The 18,871-nt window shown below is 42.2% G+C and carries 24 protein-coding genes; 11 read left to right on the forward strand and 13 right to left on the reverse strand.

Going from position 1 to position 18,871, the window contains the following annotated elements; genetic code table 11:
- Window positions 1–17 precede the first annotated feature (17 nt).
- Window positions 18–593, forward strand: coding sequence for a xanthine phosphoribosyltransferase (locus IEV36_RS13005; protein WP_004774302.1), 576 nt, complete (start codon window positions 18–20; stop codon window positions 591–593).
- A 50-nt stretch (window positions 594–643) separates the two neighbouring features.
- Here the strand turns inward: IEV36_RS13005 and IEV36_RS13010 are convergent, their stop codons facing one another.
- Window positions 644–1,468, reverse strand: coding sequence for a YwqG family protein (locus tag IEV36_RS13010; protein WP_005255303.1), 825 nt, complete (start codon window positions 1,466–1,468; stop codon window positions 644–646).
- Between the two features lie 171 nt (window positions 1,469–1,639).
- On the opposite strand from IEV36_RS13010, the gene thyA reads away from it, so the two are divergent.
- The 5 genes from thyA (at window position 1,640) to msrA (ending at window position 5,319) form a co-directional block, all read left to right on the forward strand.
- Entirely contained in the window at window positions 1,640–2,482 is an 843-nt protein-coding gene (thyA, locus tag IEV36_RS13015) for a thymidylate synthase (protein ID WP_005255305.1), read from the forward strand.
- Window positions 2,483–2,502: 20 nt separating this feature from the next.
- The gene (locus IEV36_RS13020; RefSeq protein WP_005255307.1) at window positions 2,503–3,012 is read left to right on the forward strand and encodes a dihydrofolate reductase; all 510 of its coding nucleotides are present in this window, start codon (window positions 2,503–2,505) and stop codon (window positions 3,010–3,012) included.
- 18 nt (window positions 3,013–3,030) lie between these two features.
- A complete protein-coding gene (locus IEV36_RS13025; protein ID WP_005255309.1) occupies window positions 3,031–4,086 on the forward strand; it encodes an Lnb N-terminal periplasmic domain-containing protein in 1,056 nt (351 codons plus the stop codon).
- Window positions 4,087–4,212: 126 nt separating this feature from the next.
- A complete protein-coding gene (locus IEV36_RS13030) occupies window positions 4,213–4,689 on the forward strand; it encodes an META domain-containing protein (protein ID WP_005255311.1) in 477 nt (158 codons plus the stop codon).
- Window positions 4,690–4,794: 105 nt separating this feature from the next.
- A complete protein-coding gene (gene msrA / locus IEV36_RS13035; RefSeq protein WP_005255315.1) occupies window positions 4,795–5,319 on the forward strand; it encodes a peptide-methionine (S)-S-oxide reductase MsrA in 525 nt (174 codons plus the stop codon).
- A 51-nt stretch (window positions 5,320–5,370) separates the two neighbouring features.
- Here msrA and IEV36_RS13040 read toward each other — a convergent pair whose 3' ends face one another.
- The 5 genes from IEV36_RS13040 to IEV36_RS13060 form a co-directional block, all read right to left on the reverse strand.
- On the reverse strand, window positions 5,371–5,775 hold the full coding sequence (locus IEV36_RS13040; protein ID WP_004774290.1) for an ExbD/TolR family protein: 405 nt from the start codon (window positions 5,773–5,775) through the stop codon (window positions 5,371–5,373).
- 1 nt (window position 5,776) lies between these two features.
- Entirely contained in the window at window positions 5,777–6,397 is a 621-nt protein-coding gene (locus IEV36_RS13045) for a MotA/TolQ/ExbB proton channel family protein (RefSeq protein ID WP_004774288.1), read from the reverse strand.
- 43 nt (window positions 6,398–6,440) lie between these two features.
- Window positions 6,441–7,196 (reverse strand): energy transducer TonB, encoded by a 756-nt coding sequence (locus tag IEV36_RS13050; protein ID WP_004774286.1) that lies wholly within the window; start codon window positions 7,194–7,196, stop codon window positions 6,441–6,443.
- Between the two features lie 208 nt (window positions 7,197–7,404).
- Entirely contained in the window at window positions 7,405–8,268 is an 864-nt protein-coding gene (purU, locus tag IEV36_RS13055; protein WP_004774285.1) for a formyltetrahydrofolate deformylase, read from the reverse strand.
- Window positions 8,269–8,352: 84 nt separating this feature from the next.
- Window positions 8,353–9,051 (reverse strand): TetR/AcrR family transcriptional regulator, encoded by a 699-nt coding sequence (locus tag IEV36_RS13060; RefSeq protein ID WP_004655980.1) that lies wholly within the window; start codon window positions 9,049–9,051, stop codon window positions 8,353–8,355.
- Between the two features lie 121 nt (window positions 9,052–9,172).
- Between IEV36_RS13060 and IEV36_RS13065 the strand changes: the two genes are divergently transcribed.
- The 4 genes from IEV36_RS13065 to IEV36_RS13080 all read left to right on the forward strand — a co-directional run bounded on the left by IEV36_RS13065 (window position 9,173) and on the right by IEV36_RS13080 (window position 13,175).
- On the forward strand, window positions 9,173–10,627 hold the full coding sequence (locus tag IEV36_RS13065; RefSeq protein ID WP_004774283.1) for a coniferyl aldehyde dehydrogenase: 1,455 nt from the start codon (window positions 9,173–9,175) through the stop codon (window positions 10,625–10,627).
- A gap of 200 nt (window positions 10,628–10,827) precedes the next feature.
- Window positions 10,828–11,064, forward strand: coding sequence for a 50S ribosomal protein L28 (gene rpmB / locus IEV36_RS13070; RefSeq protein ID WP_004649871.1), 237 nt, complete (start codon window positions 10,828–10,830; stop codon window positions 11,062–11,064).
- A 12-nt stretch (window positions 11,065–11,076) separates the two neighbouring features.
- Window positions 11,077–11,232, forward strand: a complete 156-nt coding sequence (rpmG, locus tag IEV36_RS13075; protein ID WP_003654787.1) for a 50S ribosomal protein L33 — start codon at window positions 11,077–11,079, stop codon at window positions 11,230–11,232.
- 227 nt (window positions 11,233–11,459) lie between these two features.
- Window positions 11,460–13,175, forward strand: coding sequence for a cation:proton antiporter (locus tag IEV36_RS13080; RefSeq protein ID WP_005255316.1), 1,716 nt, complete (start codon window positions 11,460–11,462; stop codon window positions 13,173–13,175).
- Window positions 13,176–13,230: 55 nt separating this feature from the next.
- Here the strand turns inward: IEV36_RS13080 and IEV36_RS13085 are convergent, their stop codons facing one another.
- Complete coding sequence (locus IEV36_RS13085; RefSeq protein ID WP_004774280.1) at window positions 13,231–13,509, reverse strand: hypothetical protein; 279 nt, start codon at window positions 13,507–13,509, stop codon at window positions 13,231–13,233.
- Window positions 13,510–13,621: 112 nt separating this feature from the next.
- Window positions 13,622–14,125 (reverse strand): DUF6586 family protein, encoded by a 504-nt coding sequence (locus IEV36_RS13090; RefSeq protein WP_004774279.1) that lies wholly within the window; start codon window positions 14,123–14,125, stop codon window positions 13,622–13,624.
- A gap of 85 nt (window positions 14,126–14,210) precedes the next feature.
- On the opposite strand from IEV36_RS13090, the gene IEV36_RS13095 reads away from it, so the two are divergent.
- Complete coding sequence (locus IEV36_RS13095) at window positions 14,211–14,537, forward strand: EF-hand domain-containing protein (RefSeq protein WP_004774278.1); 327 nt, start codon at window positions 14,211–14,213, stop codon at window positions 14,535–14,537.
- A gap of 11 nt (window positions 14,538–14,548) precedes the next feature.
- Here IEV36_RS13095 and IEV36_RS13100 read toward each other — a convergent pair whose 3' ends face one another.
- The 5 genes from IEV36_RS13100 to IEV36_RS13120 form a co-directional block, all read right to left on the reverse strand.
- A complete protein-coding gene (locus IEV36_RS13100) occupies window positions 14,549–14,926 on the reverse strand; it encodes an ASCH domain-containing protein (protein ID WP_005255317.1) in 378 nt (125 codons plus the stop codon).
- A gap of 6 nt (window positions 14,927–14,932) precedes the next feature.
- Complete coding sequence (locus IEV36_RS13105) at window positions 14,933–15,178, reverse strand: RNA recognition motif domain-containing protein (protein WP_032810903.1); 246 nt, start codon at window positions 15,176–15,178, stop codon at window positions 14,933–14,935.
- Window positions 15,179–15,243: 65 nt separating this feature from the next.
- Complete coding sequence (locus IEV36_RS13110; RefSeq protein ID WP_005255318.1) at window positions 15,244–17,223, reverse strand: ATP-dependent helicase; 1,980 nt, start codon at window positions 17,221–17,223, stop codon at window positions 15,244–15,246.
- Between the two features lie 117 nt (window positions 17,224–17,340).
- Entirely contained in the window at window positions 17,341–17,913 is a 573-nt protein-coding gene (locus IEV36_RS13115) for an HdeD family acid-resistance protein (RefSeq protein ID WP_004774274.1), read from the reverse strand.
- A 171-nt stretch (window positions 17,914–18,084) separates the two neighbouring features.
- On the reverse strand, window positions 18,085–18,843 hold the full coding sequence (locus IEV36_RS13120) for a hypothetical protein (RefSeq protein ID WP_005255319.1): 759 nt from the start codon (window positions 18,841–18,843) through the stop codon (window positions 18,085–18,087).
- Window positions 18,844–18,871: the final 28 nt, after the last annotated feature.

Below are 18,871 nucleotides of genomic sequence, written 5' to 3' on the forward strand. Positions count from 1 at the left end.
GTTTAGAGGATTCTCCCGTGTACGCTTTAGAACAGAAAATCTTAAATGAAGGTATCGTTCTATCTGATCAGGTTTTGAAAGTTGATGCTTTCTTAAACCACCAAATCGATCCTGTGTTAATGCAGCTGATTGGTAAAGAGTTTGCCGCTCGTTTTAAAGATGCAGGTATTACTAAAATTATTACCATCGAAGCTTCAGGTATTGCACCTGCAATCATGGCAGGTTTAGAACTTGGCGTTCCTGTTATTTTTGCTCGTAAATACCAGTCATTAACACTCAAAGACGACCTTTACCGTTCTAAAGTGTTCTCGTTTACCAAACAGACTGAAAGCACCATTGCGATTTCAAACAAGCACATCAGCTCAAGCGACAAAGCGCTTGTGATTGATGACTTCCTTGCAAATGGTCAAGCAGCACTCGGTTTAATCGACTTGATTCACCAAGCCAAAGCTGAAGTGGTTGGTGTGGGTATCGTGATTGAAAAATCATTCCAGCCAGGCCGTGATGTGTTGCTTGAAAAAGGCTACCGTGTTGAATCACTTGCACGTGTGAAGTCTTTAACAGATGGCAAAGTTACTTTTGTCACTGAATAAGATTAAAAATCCAGAAAAAAAGCGGATGAATTTTCATCCGCTTTTTTTATTTAATAACAATCCCAGTTATAGACAACTTTAGAAAAATCTCGTTTCTTTAAATCTTCTGGGTGAATAAAGAAATTACCAACACCCGAATCTCCCCACATAATATCGTTTTCAGCATCATCAGTATCTAGCTGGAAAAGTAAAATATAGTCTTGAATTTTTTCATTATACTGACGTGGATCGGTTTGGGTAAAAAATGGATACCCGCCTAAACGATGCCCGCTTGCAGAAAGCAATTCATGATAAGGCTCAATAAAATCATTTTCGAAATCGCCACCCTCAAATTGATCTTCAAAATCATAAAGCTCATCAACATTAAGAATCTTCTTTCCAAAAGCAAAATCTTCCAGACTAATGACTTGCTCAGCACGCTGAAATTCAATTGAATACTGTCCACTAAAAGGTAAATATGCCTCTTCATCGAACTCAAGCTCTGAAAAATCCTGTTTTAACTGCGTAAGATCTTCAATCACCTGATCAAAATATAAAACCTTAAATCCCGATTGCAGCTGTTGATCATCAAAGTTCATGCCATACAAATCATCGGCAGCAATATAGAACTGCAAAATACCCGTGTCTGGAAAATGAGGTAAATCTGGAATTTCAGCAAAATTGAACTGTGCCAATAAAACCAATGGATTGCCATCCGAGTCAACCGGATAGGCGACCTCTAGCGGTAAGTAAGGCTGTCCCCCAATTTTACTTTGCCATAATGCCAAGTCATCACTTGCTGTTAGCTGCATAGAGACAGTCGGCAAAATCGTTGCTGAAATTTTTTCTAGGTATGGATGTAAAGTATTCGGTAAATTCTCAGCTTGAAGATTCATTATGTTGCTTGTCCATGTCGTTATTTATAGAACTTAATATAAAACAAGCAGCTAAATTAAAATAGAGAGCAAAGTCTGTACTACGACAATTAATGACGCTCAATTGACCCATTATTTATCACATAAATTCTGATAAGATTAGCCCGAGCAAAATCTGCGATAGGAATGACGATGCGTACATATTTAGACCTTTTACAACATATCCTCGACAATGGCGGCGACAAAGGTGACCGTACAGGAACAGGAACACGTTCAGTATTCGGTCATCAGATGCGCTTTGATCTTTCTAAAGGTTTTCCGTTACTGACCACGAAAAAGGTGCATTTCCGTTCAATCGTGATCGAGCTGCTCTGGTTCCTGAAAGGCGACACCAACGTTCAGTATCTTAAAGACAATAAAGTTACGATCTGGGATGAATGGGCAACGGCTGAGCAAACCGCGCGCTTTGGCCGTCCAGAAGGCGAACTTGGCCCTGTTTATGGTCACCAATGGCGTAACTTTGGCGCGACTCAAAATGCAGACAGCAGCTATCAACAAGACGGTTTTGACCAGATCAAATGGCTGATCAATGAAATCAAGACCAATCCAAACTCACGTCGTTTGATCGTGTCAGGCTGGAATCCAAATGAAGCTGGAAAAGTGGCTTTACCACCGTGCCATACCTTGTTCCAATTTTTTGTACAAGATAACAAATTGTCATGCCAACTTTATCAACGTAGTGCCGATGTCTTCTTAGGCGTACCTTTTAATATTGCCAGCTATGCTCTGCTGACTCATATGATTGCGCAAGTATGCGGTTTAGGCGTTGGCGATTTTGTCTGGACAGGTGGCGACACACATTTATATGCCAACCATTTTGAACAGGCTCAATTACAGCTTTCGCGCGAACCATTGCCATTATGCGAATTAAAGTTAAATCCAGAAATCACCGATATTTTTGAGTTTAAATTTGAAGATATTGAAATTGTGGGCTATGAATCACATCCAGCAATTAAAGCACCCGTCGCAGTTTAAAAGATTAGAGAGAATATAAAATGGCATGGCAAGGCACTGAAGTTGTTCACGTAGTTGCGATGGATAAAAATCGCTGTATCGGCAAAGGCAATGCTTTGCCGTGGCATATCTCTGCTGATCTGAAACACTTTAAGGCAATCACCCAAGGCGGCGTAGTGATCATGGGCCGAAAAACCCTTGAGTCTATGGGGCGTGCCCTACCTAATCGTGTCAATTGGGTGATTACACGTGATCCTGAATGGCAATTTGAAGGGGTTAAAGTCGCGCATAGTATCGAAGATGCATTAAACGGCGCACTTACAGATGCACAACACGCTGAAAAAGCGTCTTTATTTATTATTGGTGGTGGAGAGATTTTTACTCAAACACTTGCCATTGCAGATCGCCTAGAGTTAACCCATGTGGATCTTGATGTTCAAGGCGATGCGCATTACCCAGAAATCTCTGAGGATTTCCGTAAAGTAGACTCAGAACAACATACAGATGAAAAATCTGGTGTGGCTTTCGAGTTTGCGACCTACCAAAAATAATAATGGATCGCATTTGCCATGCATAACATTGGATCACGTGAGTTTTTTATTGCTTTAGGGATTGGACTTTTACACGGTCTATTTACCTTGTGCGTGGTTCTTTCTAGTGTCTGGCTTTGCCTTGCGTTGTGGATTCAACAGCCGCTCGGTACGTTGTTTAGCCGAGTCGCGATTGTACTTTGGGGCTTGTTTGCACTGAGCCTGCTTGGCGTATATTTCAGCGGTCATCTCATCAGCCGTCGTACTGATATCATTATTTATTGTGTTGCTTTTGCTTGCTCATTGTTTTGGTATTTTTCTATCGAAGCCAGACAAGATCGTGACTGGAATCCAGAAGTTGCAGAACAGCTTAGCTATAGCAGACAGGGTGATCTGGTTACCTTACATAAAGTTCGTAACTTTGACTGGCATGCAGATGGGACTTATGACATCCACTGGGAAGATCGCACCATTGATCTGAACAAGATTACAGGGATCAATGTCATCACGTCCTACTGGATGGGGCCTCAGATTGCACATACGCTGGTGAGTTTTGATTTTGCAGATCAGAAGCCTTTGGTATTTTCAATTGAGATCCGCAAAGAGAAAGGCGAAGATTTTTCTGCGATTGGCGGATTCTTCCGTAAATATGAACTCAGCTTAGTTGCTTCAGACGAAAAAGATATTGTGTATACTCGCAGTAATATTCGTCATGAACAGGTTTATTTATTCCCCGTTAAAATGCCTGCGGCAGAGCGTAAAGCCCTGTTTATTGAATATCTGAATCAGGCTGATGACCTCCGCAGTGAAGCAAAATGGTACAACACCTTAACCAGTAACTGTACGACACTGGTTTTTGATATGGTACAGGCCATTAATCCACAAAAATTACCAAAAGATTATCGCTTATTGGCTTCAGGTTATTTACCCAACTATCTTTATGACCTGAAAGCACTTAATCAGAATTACAGCATGAATGAATGGTATCGTCTGGCGCACATCAATCCGCGTGCCGAACAGTACGATCAGCAGTCTAATAAAAGTAGCAAGTATTTTTCAGATGTAATTCGCTCAGGCATTCCAAAAGTTGAGTGATTTTTCCACTAATTTTATTAAAAGTATCTGAACATTTACAAAAGGATACGCAATATACCGTTCAGCTCCACGTTTTTTTATTTTAATAACGCTTATAGAAACACAATGATTCGGATTTAAAATCTTATGTTAAAGCCTCTTTTAACTTCTTGTACTTTGGCAATTGCCGTAGCAATGACGGGCTGTGCAAGCTCAGAATCTCTCCAGACTTCACCAAATGCATCTCAAAAACAAAGCATTGATCTGTACAACCGTACTTGGATTGCAACTCAGATTAATGGTGTTGAAGTCAAAACCAATGATCTTTCGAATAAACGTCCTGCAATCCAGTTTGATGCAAAAGCGAAACGCTTCTTTGGTGCAGATGGATGTAACCAGATTCAAGGAACCTTTGAAAGCCAAGGTAGCGTATTACGTTTAGGTCCAATTGCCTCAACCATGATGGCTTGTCTAGGCAACGATAATAGCGCGCTTTCTCGCCAATATAGCCATGCTTTGGCAAGCACAACCAGTTATGAACTCAAAGGACATGAGTTGAAGTTCCTTGATGCTTCAGGACAGGTACTCGTAAGTTTCGTAACTGTTATTCAGCCGCTGCCTTAATGCGATGATGATAAAAGTAAAAGCTCGTTTCAAACACGGGCTTTTACTTTTTGAGCACTTCGTTTAATTTAGTAGCATTCTTAAAATTAAAAATTGGGAAGTTTTATGCAACAGGCAATGTTAGGTGGTGGATGCTTTTGGTGTGTAGAGGCCGTATTTCTACAACTTAAAGGCGTTGAAAAAGTGGTGAGTGGCTATGCGGGCGGGATTACCCAAGATCCGACCTATGAGCAAGTCTGTCAGGGTAATACACAACATGCTGAAGTGATTCTGATTGATTTTGATGAGCAGCAGATCAGTTATACCCAATTGTTGAATGTATTCTTTACCACTCATGATCCAACGACATTAAACCGTCAGGGTAATGATATTGGCACACAATACCGTTCTGTGATTTATTACTTCGATGATGAGCAAAAGCAGCAAGCTGAGCAGGTCATTCAGAGTCTAGAAGATGAAGGCCTCAATATTGTGACTGAACTCAGTCCAGTACCAACCTTCTACCCTGCTGAGGAATATCACCAGAATTTCTTTGCCCGTAATCCATCACAAGGTTATTGCAATTTTAGTATTCCGCCTAAGCTTTCTAAACTCCGAGCCAAGTATCTTGACCTGCTCAAAGATGAATAAGCAATAAAAAAGCAACTCACCGAGTTGCTTTTTTATTGCGATCACGCTGTCTTAGTTTTCACTAACAAATGCAATATCACTTAAGCCTGCTTCACTGGCACGCGACATCACTTGTGCAACCGTATCATATTTTGATTCTTTATCTGCACGTAACTGCACTGTCGGTTTTGTCTGAGCCTGACCCGCTTCCTGGAAACGCTTCTCTAGCTCGTCTAAGCTAATGATTTGCGCATCCCAAGCCACTTCACCTTTGTTATTAATACTGATAGTGATTGCTTTTGGAGGTGGATCAACAATTTCAGCAGTTGTTTTTGGTAAACTTAATGGAATTGATGGGTTAGCAACCGTTGCTGTGACTAAAAAGATAATCATCAATACCAACATAATGTCGATCAGAGGAATGAGATTCATCTCATTCATGCCACTGTCGTGGTCTTCACCCAATTGAAAGCCCATCTTAAGCTTGACCTCCAACTAAACTTTGTTGAGTCGCTTTAGTTTCTGTTTTTGCCGCTGTTTCTTGCTGCAACATGGTATCGATTAACAGGCTGTGCGCTTGATCTTGTAAATCATGTGCCAAACCACGGTTGAAACGTACACAAATGTTATAAGCCATTACCGCGGGAATCGCCACTGCAAGACCAAGACCAGTCATGATCAAGGCTTCACCTACTGGTGTTGCAACCTGGGCTAAACCAGCCTGTCCGCTTTTACCTACGGCAACAAGCGCATGGAAAATCCCCCACACTGTACCGAATAAACCCACAAACGGTGCCAATGAAGCGATTGTTCCAAGAACTGATACACCTTTTTCTGCTTGAGATTTCTCAGCAGAGATTTGGCGAAGTAATGCTTGTTCAGCAACAGCTTTACGTTGTTCAAACGATAAAGGCTGTAATTTTGACTTAAGCGCCGCCAAAGCTTGCACCAGTTGGTTGTAAGCTTGTTGTTTTAACTGGCGTGTTCCTAAAATGCGCAGAATGAAAATAGTCCACGTTGCAATCGACATTGCTAATAGGATGAAATACAGTGTTTTACTTACTGCATCTGCATGTTGCCAATAAACTGAAAAGTTCATATACGAACTCCTGATTTAATCTGTCGCAAGGACTCAAATTTCATTAAGGACTAAGATCAAACGGCTGCTCTGCTCGAATCGGGTAAGCAACACCATTTTCCATATACGGTTTAAATTTCGCACTTCTCACAGCACGTAAAACTTTTTCATCGAGATTCGGCAAACCGCTGCTACGGGTAATCCGTACATTGGTAATTTTACCTTTCTCGTCAGCTTCAATCATGACCATCACTGAACGTGTTTGGTTATCCAGATCTTTCGCTGTTACAGATAATTTGGGTGAACGACTCCACTGTACACCAGAACCACCAATCGCGACGCGTTTTGGTGCTGGATCAGCAGCAGGTTGAGGTTTTGCAACTTCTTGTACAGGCTGTGGTTTTTCCACAACTTTTTCGGTCACTTTTGTCGTGACCACGGTCGTTTCAACTTTTGGCTCAACTTTCGGTTCAGTTTTTTGCAGCACCGGTTTTGGCGCTTCTTTTACCTGTTGAACCTTTTCAATCTTTTTCGGTGGAGGTGCCATTGGTTTTTCAACCACCTTGACCTCTTTCACTTCTTTTTTAGGTTCAGGTTTTGGCTTTTCTTTCGGTTTAGGCGGTTCAGGCTTTGGTGGTTCCTTGATTTTAACGAACTTCACCTTAAGCGGCTCTTTCTCGACGGGCTTAAGCTCCATCGTTTTCATGTGGCTAACCGCCCACAGAACTCCTACATGTCCAATCACAACCGCAACTAAGGCAGTGATGATTTTCTTTTTCATCGGGTGTGGCGTGTTGAATGTAGCAGGAGATTGACTCATAAGAATCTAAGTACCTAATAGATGGTGGCGCTTTCAAAAAAGCGATTTCACTCATCGGATAGAACAATGAAAGTGCCGTAATAATAAATGAGAAGTGTTTTCATTTGCAACCGTTTTTTCTTGTATATTTGCTAAGCTTTTAAAAACAGACATAAAAAAACATGCCTGATGGCATGTTCTTTTTTACACAGCAGAGCAAAAGTCTTTCTTAGAAAACCACAGTCTTGTTACCATCAACAATAATACGGTCTTCTAAATGCCATTTCACAGCGCGTGCCAAGACATTACGCTCAACGTCTTCGCCTAACTCACGTAGCTGTTCAACATTGTAATCATGACTGACACGTTCAACATCTTGTTCAATAATTGGGCCTTGATCGAGATCAGCAGTGACATAGTGTGCTGTTGCACCAATCAGCTTCACGCCTTTCTCATAGGCTTGCTTATATGGATTTGCACCCACGAAAGCTGGCAGGAATGAATGGTGAATATTGATGATCTTCATTTCCCATTTCGCAACAAAGTCTTCGCTCAGAATCTGCATATAGCGCGCCAAGACCAATAAATCGTTGCCTTGCATCATTTCATCGATCTGAGCGTAAGCTTCAACTTTATTGTCTTTATTGACAGGCACAACGTGGAAAGGAATACCGAAGTTTTCAACCGCTTCACGCAAATCTGGATGGTTTGAAATCACTTGGGTAATTTCACATGGTAATGAACCACGCGCATGACGCCATAACAGTTCTAATAAAGCATGGTCGACTTTCGAAACCAGAATACCGACTTTTTTCAACTCGCCAACGAAATTCAACTTCCATTGCATTTCATAACGTTCAGCCACATTTGCAGCAAAAGTCTGCATTAAGGCTTCTTTACGAGATGGCAAGTTATCAAGTTCAAACTCAACACGCATGAAGTAACGCCCGCCCTGAGCTTCTGTTGCGTACTGATCAAGTGCGGTAATGTTTGCTCCCTGATGATACAAAAAGCTCGATACGGCTTGCACGATCCCCGGCTTGTCTTCACAAGTAATCAGTAATCGCGCTGTGTGGGCTGTAGTCGTGTTCATTTGGTTAATATCACTTATTCGAATCAAATTAAAATCAAGCCGAGCATTCTAACCCTTTTTTGTCCTTGACTAAATAGCTAAGGCTCACTCGTCGTCATTTTTAAGATTAGATAAGCTCGCAAATAGGTCTGATGGCCCCAGTGATTTCAATAATTGTTCATAAGTCTGGCGGCTTTCACCCATCAAATATGGCCCTTCCAAGAACACCATTTGACGTAAGGCTTGCCATACCCATTTTTCTTCTAGACGATTGTTATCACTGATATGACCAGACATATACAAGAAGTTGGTCCAGTTGGTGAGCACAATCCACAGGTTAATAATCAAGGCCTCGATTTCAGAATCGGTCATTTTCATCAGACCCGCATCCACAAAGGCACGATAAATTTTTTGCCCCTGCTGCATCACCTGCCCTGCAAAACGCGGATAGATTTTTCTAAAGTCTTCATTATTTTCAACCAGATGATACACATCACGGTGAATAAAGCGATACGCCCACAACTGATTACTCAGCACTTGGAAATAGCTAATTTTATCATTGGCATTCAATGGGCGATCCGTTGGTAAGGCCAGCATTTCCAAGGTTTCTGCCTGATATTGCTGCGCCAGTTCCTTGATAATTTCCTGTTTATTACGGAAATGGTAATACAGGTTGCCTGGGCTAATCCCCAGCTCAGCCGCAATATGGTTGGTTGTGACCGAACGCTCTCCACGCTCATTAAACAACTGCAAACTGATTTGCAAAATACGATCTTTTGTTTTGTTCGGTTTAGCGTGTGACATTGATTTTAACCATCTATAACATTATCAATAGGTTATAAAACAAACCTATAAAGCGACTTGACACTTTAGAGTATTTACTCTAAAAATTAAAAAATAATAAGCTTTCTTTTGGTCCACTCCTATGAACAGTCAAACAAAAACAACCGCTATGACACCTCATGTTGATGTGAAACGGCTACATGATTTGCTTGAGCAGCAAAAAGCAGCTTACCAACGCCATCCTGTACCAAGCGCCAAAGAACGTCTTGAACGCTTAGCTCGACTTAAAAGTATCTTGGTAAAATATCAAGATCAATTTGCTAACGCAATTAATCAAGATTATGGCAACCGTGCCATTATGGAAACTAAGATCGGCGAAGTCCTGACTTGTCTAGAACATATCAAATACTATAGCAAGAACTTGACGGAATGGATGAAGCCATCTAAACGCCATATCAGCATGTTACACCAACCAGCAAAAGGCTGGGTAGAATATCAGCCATTGGGTGTTATCGGCATCATTGCGCCATGGAACTACCCACTACTGCTCTCGGTCGGCCCACTGATCTGTGCGCTGGCAGCAGGCAACCATGCCATGATCAAAATCTCGAGCGCATCGTCAAACTTTGGTTATGTACTTGAAAATGCCCTTTCAGAAGCATTTCCTCAAGAACTCGTCGCGGTGGTAAATGGCGGCGGTGTAATTTCAGATGCATTCAGTCATCTTGCTTTTGACAAAATGATTTTCACAGGCTCAACCTCTGTGGGTAAAACTGTTATGGCAGCGGCGGCTGAAAATCTGGTGCCTGTGATTTTAGAATTAGGCGGCAAATCACCTGCACTGGTTCATTCAGCCATGAATATTCGTGATGTGGCACAACGTATCGCAGTGGGTAAACTCTGGAATGCAGGTCAAACCTGTGTTGCGCCCGACTATATGTTCCTACCTAAAGGCAAAACTGCCGAGTTCACCAAGCACTACAATGACTTTGTGACCACCATGTATCCAAGCTTGCGTGATAATAATGACTATACTTCTATTATTAATGACAAGCAGTACAACCGCCTGCAAGGTTATCTGGAAGATGCCCGTGATCAAGGTGCCAATATTGTTGAACTCAATGCCAAAAATGAATCTCTGACCGAAGTTCGTAAAATTGCGCCAACCTTATTAACAGGCGTAACTACCGAAATGGAAATTATGAAGCATGAGATCTTTGGTCCAATTCTTCCTATTCTGGAATACGACCATATCGATGATGCACTTCAGTTCATTAACAGTCGCCCACGTCCACTTGCCTTCTATTACTTCGATACGGATAGTGCACGTGCAGATTATGTCGCAGGTCGCACGCATTCAGGACACTTTGGTATTAACCAGACGCTGACTCACGTCGCGCAGGATGATTTACCATTTGGTGGTATTGGTGCGTCAGGTATGGGCAAATATCATGGCAAGGAAGGTTTCTTTAGCTTCTCGCACGAACGCTCAATGATGTCGAATCCAGTCAGCCCTAAACTTTACAGTTTAAAATTCATCCTACCGCCTTATAATAAAGCAACCCACAAGCTGCTTTTAAAAACACTATTTCGCTAGAAAAGGGCTGTTAGCATATTAACAAACCCTCACTTGGTTAAGGCATGATCTATCACACCAGATGATGCCTTGTTTTTACCAAATTCGCTTGTCTTTTAATCGTATTTTTGGTATAAAACGCCCCTTGAATGATTTCATCCGTTTACTTGAATGGCTAGTTGCACGAAATTGTGCTGTATAAACTAGCAATGGAGTTCACCATGTCTAAGGTTTGCCAAGTTACCGGCAAGCGTCCTATCGTTGGTAACAACGTGTCGCACGCAAACAACAAAACCAAACGCCGGTTCGAGCCGAACCTGCACCACCACCGTTTTTGGTTAGAAAGCGAAAAGCGTTTTGTACGTCTTCGTTTAACCACTAAAGGTATGCGTATTATTGATAAATTGGGTATCGAGAAAGTTGTTGCTGATCTCCGTGCTCAAGGTCAAAAGATCTAAGGAGTCTGAACAATGCGTGATAAGATTCGCCTCGTTTCTACAGCTGGTACAGGTTATTTCTATACCACTACTAAGAACAAACGTACTATGCCGGAAAAAATGGAAATCAAAAAATTTGATCCAAAAATCCGTCAACACGTAATTTTCAAAGAAGCTAAAATTAAATAATTTTAGTTCTTTAAAAAAACGACTTCTTTTGAAGTCGTTTTTTTTGCCCGAAAAAAGCGGTATAAATAGAAAAAGAAATGAATAAATCACTTACATAATTTTTTTTGATAATTAAAAAAATTATCATCAACAAATTCGATTTTAGTTGTTACAATTTATTCGCTGTTTTCTTGGCATGTTTTATGCTCATTTATTTCTACCTTAACCGCAACGATTAAGGAGCTCCGATGCCACATGATGTTGATTTAATTATATTACTTGCTGTTGGTTTTGGTATGGCCCTTATTTTTGGCTATATCGCAGCACGTCTACGCCTCCCCCCTCTAATTGGCTATCTCGTTGCCGGCATTATCATTAGTCCCAATACGCCCGGTGTCGTCGGTGATATCCAACTTGCGAATCAGTTGGCCGAACTTGGCGTCATGTTCCTCATGTTCGGCGTTGGGATGCATTTCTCCCTCAAAGATTTACTCCAAGTTCGACGCATCGCCTTGCCCGGTGCGATTTTACAGATTGCCGTGGCAACTTTACTGGGTGTTGGCGTCTCCATGTTTTGGGGCTGGAGCTTTGGTTCTGCATTAATCTTCGGTTTAAGTTTATCGTGTGCCAGTACGGTTGTATTACTCAAAGCTTTAGGCGATCGAGGTCTATTGGACTCGGTTAACGGAAAAATTGCGGTCGGCTGGCTCTTGGTCGAAGACCTTGTGATGGTGTTAGCGCTGGTACTTCTCCCTGCAACGGCAGTATTACTTGGTGGACAGGCACTTCCGGGAACAGATTCATCACAAAGTATTTGGATCACTATTGGGATCACCCTGCTTAAAGTGACGGGCTTTATTGCCTTCATGCTGATTATTGGTAAACGTCTCGTCCCGATGATCATGCAATTTGTGGCACGACTAGGTTCTCGTGAGCTATTTACCCTGACTGTGGTTGCGGCTGCGGTATCAATTGCTTATGGTTCGTATGCAGTATTTGGCGTATCAATGGCACTTGGCGCCTTCTTTGCGGGGATGGTCGTTAAAGAGTCTGACTTTAGTCATCGTGCCGAAGAAGAGACCCTACCACTACGTGAAATCTTCTCGATTTTATTCTTCGTTTCAGTCGGCATGTTATTCGATCCAAGTATCTTGGTCGAAGCACCATTAAAGATTTTAGCGGTTGTTGCCATCATTATGGTGGGTAAGACCTTGGCTGCAATGGCTCTGGTACTTTTCTTCCGCTATCCGATTAATACCGCTTTAACAGTAGGTGCAAGTTTGGCCCAGATTGGGGAGTTCTCTTTCATTCTGGCAACACTGGGCTTATCACTCGGTTTACTGACACCTGATGCACAAAACCTGATTCTTGCAGGTGCGTTATTCTCGATTACCCTCAACTCATTTGTGTTCTCCGCAATTGAACCTGTGCAACGCTGGATTCGTGAGCGCTCGCATTTAGCTCGTTTACTGGAACGTAGTGGTGACCCACTGGCAATGCTCCCAGATGAGGTAGATCAGGCGTACCTGCGCGATCAGGTGGTGATTATCGGCTATGGTGGCGTGGGTCGTCGTATTAGTGAAAATCTGATGCAGCAAAACATCAAAGTGGTGATCGCAGAAGAAAATCGGGAAATCGTTGAAAAATTACGTACTCAAGGCATTGCTGCAGTGAGTGGTGAAGCGACTGAACCGAATGTCTTGATTCAGGCACATATCCAACATGCCCGTCTGCTGGTCATTTCACCGATGGATATTTTAGATATTCATCGTATCGTGGATATTTCCAAACAGCTCAATCCTGAAATTCAGGTCTTGATTTGTGCAGAAAGCAAAGAAGAAGCTGTGATTATCCGTGAGGAAAACATCGGTGAAGTGTTCTATGCGAAAGAAGAAATGGCGAAGAATATGAGTCACCATATTCTGAATCAAATCGAACTTGCCCATCAGTCCGAAGCACATTAAGAAATTTCTCAAAACGAAAAAGCGTACTCAAGGTACGCTTTTTTATCTTTCAGGATTAGCTAAAATGTGAAGGTTGCTCGTCCAGCACTTCTGCTTGCCACTGATTCATCTGTTTTTCCAACAATCCAAACAAAGCCGCTTGAATCATATGCTGTGCGACGGTTGGCGTCTGGTCTCCGAGAATGGCTTTCACCTCGTCACTAAACTGAATCTTGACCAAAGGCTCATTTTCAGAACCCGCATTGCGCAAAGCAAGCTCACCACCTTCGAGTTGAACCAATTCAAGAATTGCTTCCTGATTACCAAATAATTCTTTTAACTGTTGCATTGACATAAATTTTCTCCATGTTTCAACATGGTGGCAAAGTATTTGGCACTTTGCGCTCTCACGTCTTATTTATATAAGTGCTGATGCGGTAGATTTCAAGTCGCCTTAAAGTTTCGACTTAGAACTCCACCATTTCATTACGAAAACCATCAATTAAGTGACTTAATTCACGATGCCATTCACGTAAGATTTTGGCATCAGGCAACCATGCCTGCGGACTTTGGGTCACCTTAATAATCAGATTAGAAGACGTTTCATTTTCCGGTTCTGGCGCAGAGGGCTCAGGCGCATACTGACACATGCGATATGCACGCTTCAATTCAGCGACAAAACCATCTTTTGCTAGTTGTTGTAATACTAGAATTTCTGGAGAGACCTGCCCTTTATCTGCCATATGTTCTTCAATCGACTTAAAGGTCGGTTGTAAATCATTGAGACGATAATAGCGAACCAGCTCCTGCAAAAACGCTAATATTGCGCCATGTAAATGAAAAACAGCGGCTTCACGATAGGCCTGCGCCTGCTGAATATGTTCTGTTTGCTCGGCTTGTTGACATGCGAGACGAGCGAAATACAGTTTCTGATTGGTACGATCTGCATGATAACGAGCAACACGGGACATAATATTTTCCTTAAAAACCCTTTCTCTTGGATAGCTTAAGATTAAATGCTTTAATGATAAAATCAATATCCTTTTGAGCCTGTCCATGCGTCATATCAAACAAGCCATCCTGAGCTTAATATGCTGTATGGCAATTTCAACAACTTATAGCTGTGAACCCACAGGCTTAGACTGGGAAAAACTTTATACGGATTATGATATCAACAGCGATCAAATGATTGATATAAGAGAATGGACAAAACTGATTGAGCTTAGAGGACAGTCCGTTTCTTGGCAGAAACAATTCTTCTCGCTAGACCATAAACGAATAAAAATTTTTAAATCACTCGACCAAAATAATAATGGCCTGATTGATCAGCAAGAAATCACCAACATTTACCACTACTTTATCAACCCCTGCCAAAATAAATAATTTTCGAGCAATCAGTTTGATATCAATCCTTCAAGATCGAGTTCAAGCGTATACAGTTTTCGCTGGGCCAAACAGGCAATAGGTTGAGAAAAGGGACGAACGTTACTCATTGTCCAGGCAAAATATCCTTCTGCCCAATATGATGCACAGGCTGCCTCTATTTCATCAGCTTGCCAGACATGTATCGAGTCAATATCCACCAAGGCCAAAGCTCGGCCGATCTCTTGCTCTCCTTCGTTCCGCAGAAAATGCTGATTTTCGACAATAACAAGATTTTTAAGCGGAATAGTTTGAGGTTGCCATGAGCGAATCTCCAAGGTTTTCTGGCCTTGAACAATCCGCTCAGCACTAGGCGCAACAACCGATAAAGCGGTATATTGCTTTAACATATAGAATTAAGCTTGATCTTCCGCAATTTTCACACGGATGCCATAGTTTTTTACTTTCAAGGTATTTAAACCTTTCACTGCTTTGACCGCTTCACGTGGATTCGGCATTTCAACAAAACCAAAACCTTTTGATTTTCCTGTTTCAGCATCTTTAACCACCACACAAGAATCGACTTTGCCATAGGCTTTAAACAAGTCGAGCACTTCTGCATCGGTCACGCTACGATCTAAATTACGAACTAAAATTTTCATGCTAAAACCTAAAACATGATTCACCATCAAATCGGTGAATCAAAAATAAATTGAATCTGGGTAGTTTAATCGAAATCGATCCCAAAACCTAAATTGATTGCAGCCGAACGCGAACGACTGGCTTGCCCATAAGCACGGGGAATATCACGATGGATCTGCGTCTCAACTAAATGTTGAGGTAAATCATTCAGAAAATAACTTTCTATTTTGCGCCCTAACTCATCATATTGATCATGTGCCCACAAATTTAAATTCTGTTTCGTCAGAATTAATTCATTTTCAGCACGCGTCAAGGCAACATATAGTACACGGCGCTCCTCCTCCACATCATCAAAATCACCCTGTGCGCGTGCATGTGGATATTGTGTTGGAGAGACATGGGGCACATAACAGACTTTTTGCTCGGCACCTTTAGCCGAATGGATGGTAATCAACGTCACCAAATCCTGATCTGGCGTTTTATCAATTTCCGAGACGGAAATTGGGTCGAGTACATACTCCTCCAGAAATTCTCCAAGTGAACTGTGCTTACGCGCCAGTTGCTTAACCAAGTCAAAATCTTTGACACGGCGTGTCCAGTCTTTGGTTTTATAATTATTTTCCAGCTGTTCATTCAAAGCATCTAGCGCCAGCCCAATGCAGGCTTCGACATGTTGCTGCAACACATCCAGCTGCATCAAAATTAGAATGGCCTGTTGCGGTACTTTGCCATGACGCTCTAAACGCTGGCAACGTGCCTCAATATCGGGCAGTTGAATCAGTTCCTGAGCTAGCTTGCTGGCACCAACATCCCCCACTCCATCCCAGAGCGTCAGAAAACGCATCCATGCCAGATCATCCTGCGGATTGACACTGACACGAAGCAGACTCAATACATCTTTAACATGTGCCGATTCGAGCAATTTCACCCCACCAATAAAACGGTATGGAATATTGGCTGCAATCAAGGCACCTTCCAGATAACGTCCACTAAAACCAGAACGTAACAGCACCATATGCTCTGCCCATGCAGCGCCCTGTATATGACGTCGGTTTAAATCCTGAATAATCCAGTTTGCTTCTTCAAACTCATTGCTCAGGATATGCAACTGAGGCTTTAAACCCTTACCACGATATGCTTGCAGATGCTTGTCATACTCAATCGGACTTTGATCCAGCAACCAATTGGATAAATCCAGAATACCTTGCGTGGAACGATAATTCATTTCCAGCGTCAGCACTTGGGCATCAGGTACACGTTCCTTAAAATGATGGATATTTTCAAAATCTGCACCGCGGAAGCCATAAATCGATTGTGCATCATCACCGACACAAAACAGTTTCACCTTGCCGACCAAAGGTTGCAGCAAAGCCCATTGCAAAGGATTGGTGTCCTGCATTTCGTCGACCAGCAGTGCTGAACAGAAGCCTGTGACCCATTTCACCAACTCAGGTGAATTTTGCAAATGCACTGCGACAATCGACAAGATGTCATCATAATCAAGAAAATTGCGCTCTTGCTTACGTTGCTCATACGCTTTCATCAGTTCCGCAATTTGAGCCTTATACTCAACCGCTTGCGGCAACTGCTCCAACAAAGCATCTGAAAGTTTGGTCTTGGTATTACGAGCATAAGAATACAAATCACATAACTCAGCCGCTTTAGGCAACACGTTGCCCTTATCTTTTCCGCGTAATAAACGGAACATCAGCAATTGATCATCACGATCAATAATACTGAACTGGGTCAGACCAAAAGCGCGAGGATTACGACGTAACAAGTACATGCAAAAGGTGTGGAAGGTGGATGCGCGCAAACCTTTGGCTTGGGCACCCATATGCTGTTCGACACGGGTGACAATTTCACTTGCTGCCCGACGGGTAAAGGTCAGAATCTGGATCTGCTGTGCAGGCAAACCCTGATCAATTAAATATGCCGATCTCGCCACAATTGTTTTGGTTTTACCACATCCCGCTCCTGCCAGAACCAGACAGTTTTGTGCAGTCGTGGTGGCAGCCTGTTTCTGTTGTGGATTCAGTTCATCAATTAGCTTGGCAAGCGTCATACAATCGGTCAATTAAAAACGAATCGATATTTTAACAGACTAAACCCATGCAAATGTTTCTTGCTACAAAACAAAAAGAGCATGCGATATGCATGCTCCAAAATTCTAAATAATGACTTATACGCTGGTCGAGCTATGCGGCAATTGTTTAATCGCTCCCGCAAAAGTCAGATAGTTGATGCCTTGAAATAAAATATCAATCGCAAGGAACATTCCCAGCACCCAGAACGGTGAATCAGGCGATGAGAGGATCAGAATCCCAGTGAGTAAAGTTAATATGCCTGAAAATAGCACCCAGCCCCAACCAGAAACGGGTCTCAGAATAAATGCATTCACCGTGCGGATAATCCCCGCAATAATCAGGGCAATCGCCAGAAAACTGGTTAATACCACCGCAGTAATCACAGGTGTCGTAAATGCAAAATAACCTGCCACCAGATATAGCACGCCAAATAATGCCCACAACCAGCGCGTGCCGCCTTTAAAAACGGTAAATGCGGCAATAAAATGCAAAATGCCGCCTAGCATCATCAATACGCCAAATAAAAGTACGGCAGACAAGGTGGCGAATGGTAACGCAGCTAAAAGAACCAAGCCAAAAATAACCAATAAAACGCCCAATAACAGATACCATTTACGATCAGCGTGTAGCTGATTGCGAATCAGGTCGTTACCCACTGTTTTCATCATTATTTACTCTTTTATCATCAATGTTATAAGCCTATATTGGGCCTGTTCAGGACTAAATTCTGTATAAGGCATGTTGAAAATTAATGACGGAATGTCAGAAAACTTGTGTTTTATTTCATATTTTTGAGCGTTCTGTTGAATGCTATGGATAAATCCGAACTTATCCACAATTTACTTCACCCAGCCCACTTCCTTGGCCGTTAAAATGCTGATCACCGTTTCATTCAGGTCATTTGGCATTTTACTTTTGTGTTCAGACAATGGGATTCTTCCTCCCATAATTTCTGCTTCAGTCTGAGGATATAAAGGTTGCCGATCTGCTTGGGCATAACCGATGGGGAAAATAGGCTCGCCATTACTCAAATTATATTTGTCCGTCGCGCCAAACCCGTGTAGTAACTCATGCACCAACACGACATTATTCTGTGCGGCCTGTTTGGATGAGGCAAATAAGTTCACCGAGCCAATCCGCCCACGTTCCAGCGCAGTCGAATGTTTCAGTTCCCTGCTCTGCTTGGGATCATAGAAATTCAGATATAAGGTCAAACTCGGAGAGCCATCCACCGACTGATGCTGTTTCCATGCATAGAATCTAAACTTTAGGCTCCACAAGATATTGTTCAAGATACTCGGCTGTTCAGACATCTTTGGGGGTATTTGCTGTAACTCACGTCCAATCTGAACCATGAAATAGCTGCTTTGCCCGCGATACTGCTGGCTATTTTTCTCTAAATACTGTTTTACCTCAGCAAAGTCATCTTGCTGTAATTGTTGAATATACTGCTGTGTAGTCGCTAAACCATCGGCATTAATCGGATGCAATAAAATATGAATCGGTTGATTCCAGTTCTGATTTTGATCACGATAGGCATTTACGGCGACCACCAGCAACACGACCAGCAAAATCGCGACCCGAATATTTTTCCACATCTCATTTCCCCAATAAAAATATATTTCT

It is taken from the genome of Acinetobacter vivianii (assembly GCF_014635885.1).
Lineage (GTDB): Bacteria > Pseudomonadota > Gammaproteobacteria > Pseudomonadales > Moraxellaceae > Acinetobacter > Acinetobacter vivianii.

Coding starts and splice junctions, on each gene's coding strand:
- IEV36_RS13020 (WP_005255307.1), top strand. CDS start 2,503: ATGGCATGGCAAGGCACTGAAGTTGTTCACGTAGTTGCGATGGATAAA.
- rpmG (WP_003654787.1), top strand. CDS start 11,077: ATGCGTGATAAGATTCGCCTCGTTTCTACAGCTGGTACAGGTTATTTC.
- IEV36_RS13010 (WP_005255303.1), bottom strand. CDS start 1,468: ATGAATCTTCAAGCTGAGAATTTACCGAATACTTTACATCCATACCTA.
- IEV36_RS13115 (WP_004774274.1), bottom strand. CDS start 17,913: ATGATGAAAACAGTGGGTAACGACCTGATTCGCAATCAGCTACACGCT.
- IEV36_RS13025 (WP_005255309.1), top strand. CDS start 3,031: ATGCATAACATTGGATCACGTGAGTTTTTTATTGCTTTAGGGATTGGA.
- IEV36_RS13105 (WP_032810903.1), bottom strand. CDS start 15,178: ATGAAAATTTTAGTTCGTAATTTAGATCGTAGCGTGACCGATGCAGAA.
- rpmB (WP_004649871.1), top strand. CDS start 10,828: ATGTCTAAGGTTTGCCAAGTTACCGGCAAGCGTCCTATCGTTGGTAAC.
- IEV36_RS13120 (WP_005255319.1), bottom strand. CDS start 18,843: ATGTGGAAAAATATTCGGGTCGCGATTTTGCTGGTCGTGTTGCTGGTG.
- IEV36_RS13080 (WP_005255316.1), top strand. CDS start 11,460: ATGCCACATGATGTTGATTTAATTATATTACTTGCTGTTGGTTTTGGT.
- IEV36_RS13100 (WP_005255317.1), bottom strand. CDS start 14,926: ATGTTAAAGCAATATACCGCTTTATCGGTTGTTGCGCCTAGTGCTGAG.
- IEV36_RS13050 (WP_004774286.1), bottom strand. CDS start 7,196: ATGAGTCAATCTCCTGCTACATTCAACACGCCACACCCGATGAAAAAG.
- thyA (WP_005255305.1), top strand. CDS start 1,640: ATGCGTACATATTTAGACCTTTTACAACATATCCTCGACAATGGCGGC.
- msrA (WP_005255315.1), top strand. CDS start 4,795: ATGCAACAGGCAATGTTAGGTGGTGGATGCTTTTGGTGTGTAGAGGCC.
- IEV36_RS13040 (WP_004774290.1), bottom strand. CDS start 5,775: ATGGGCTTTCAATTGGGTGAAGACCACGACAGTGGCATGAATGAGATG.
- IEV36_RS13065 (WP_004774283.1), top strand. CDS start 9,173: ATGAACAGTCAAACAAAAACAACCGCTATGACACCTCATGTTGATGTG.
- purU (WP_004774285.1), bottom strand. CDS start 8,268: ATGAACACGACTACAGCCCACACAGCGCGATTACTGATTACTTGTGAA.
- IEV36_RS13085 (WP_004774280.1), bottom strand. CDS start 13,509: ATGTCAATGCAACAGTTAAAAGAATTATTTGGTAATCAGGAAGCAATT.
- IEV36_RS13030 (WP_005255311.1), top strand. CDS start 4,213: ATGTTAAAGCCTCTTTTAACTTCTTGTACTTTGGCAATTGCCGTAGCA.
- IEV36_RS13045 (WP_004774288.1), bottom strand. CDS start 6,397: ATGAACTTTTCAGTTTATTGGCAACATGCAGATGCAGTAAGTAAAACA.
- IEV36_RS13060 (WP_004655980.1), bottom strand. CDS start 9,051: ATGTCACACGCTAAACCGAACAAAACAAAAGATCGTATTTTGCAAATC.
- IEV36_RS13090 (WP_004774279.1), bottom strand. CDS start 14,125: ATGTCCCGTGTTGCTCGTTATCATGCAGATCGTACCAATCAGAAACTG.
- IEV36_RS13095 (WP_004774278.1), top strand. CDS start 14,211: ATGCGTCATATCAAACAAGCCATCCTGAGCTTAATATGCTGTATGGCA.
- IEV36_RS13110 (WP_005255318.1), bottom strand. CDS start 17,223: ATGACGCTTGCCAAGCTAATTGATGAACTGAATCCACAACAGAAACAG.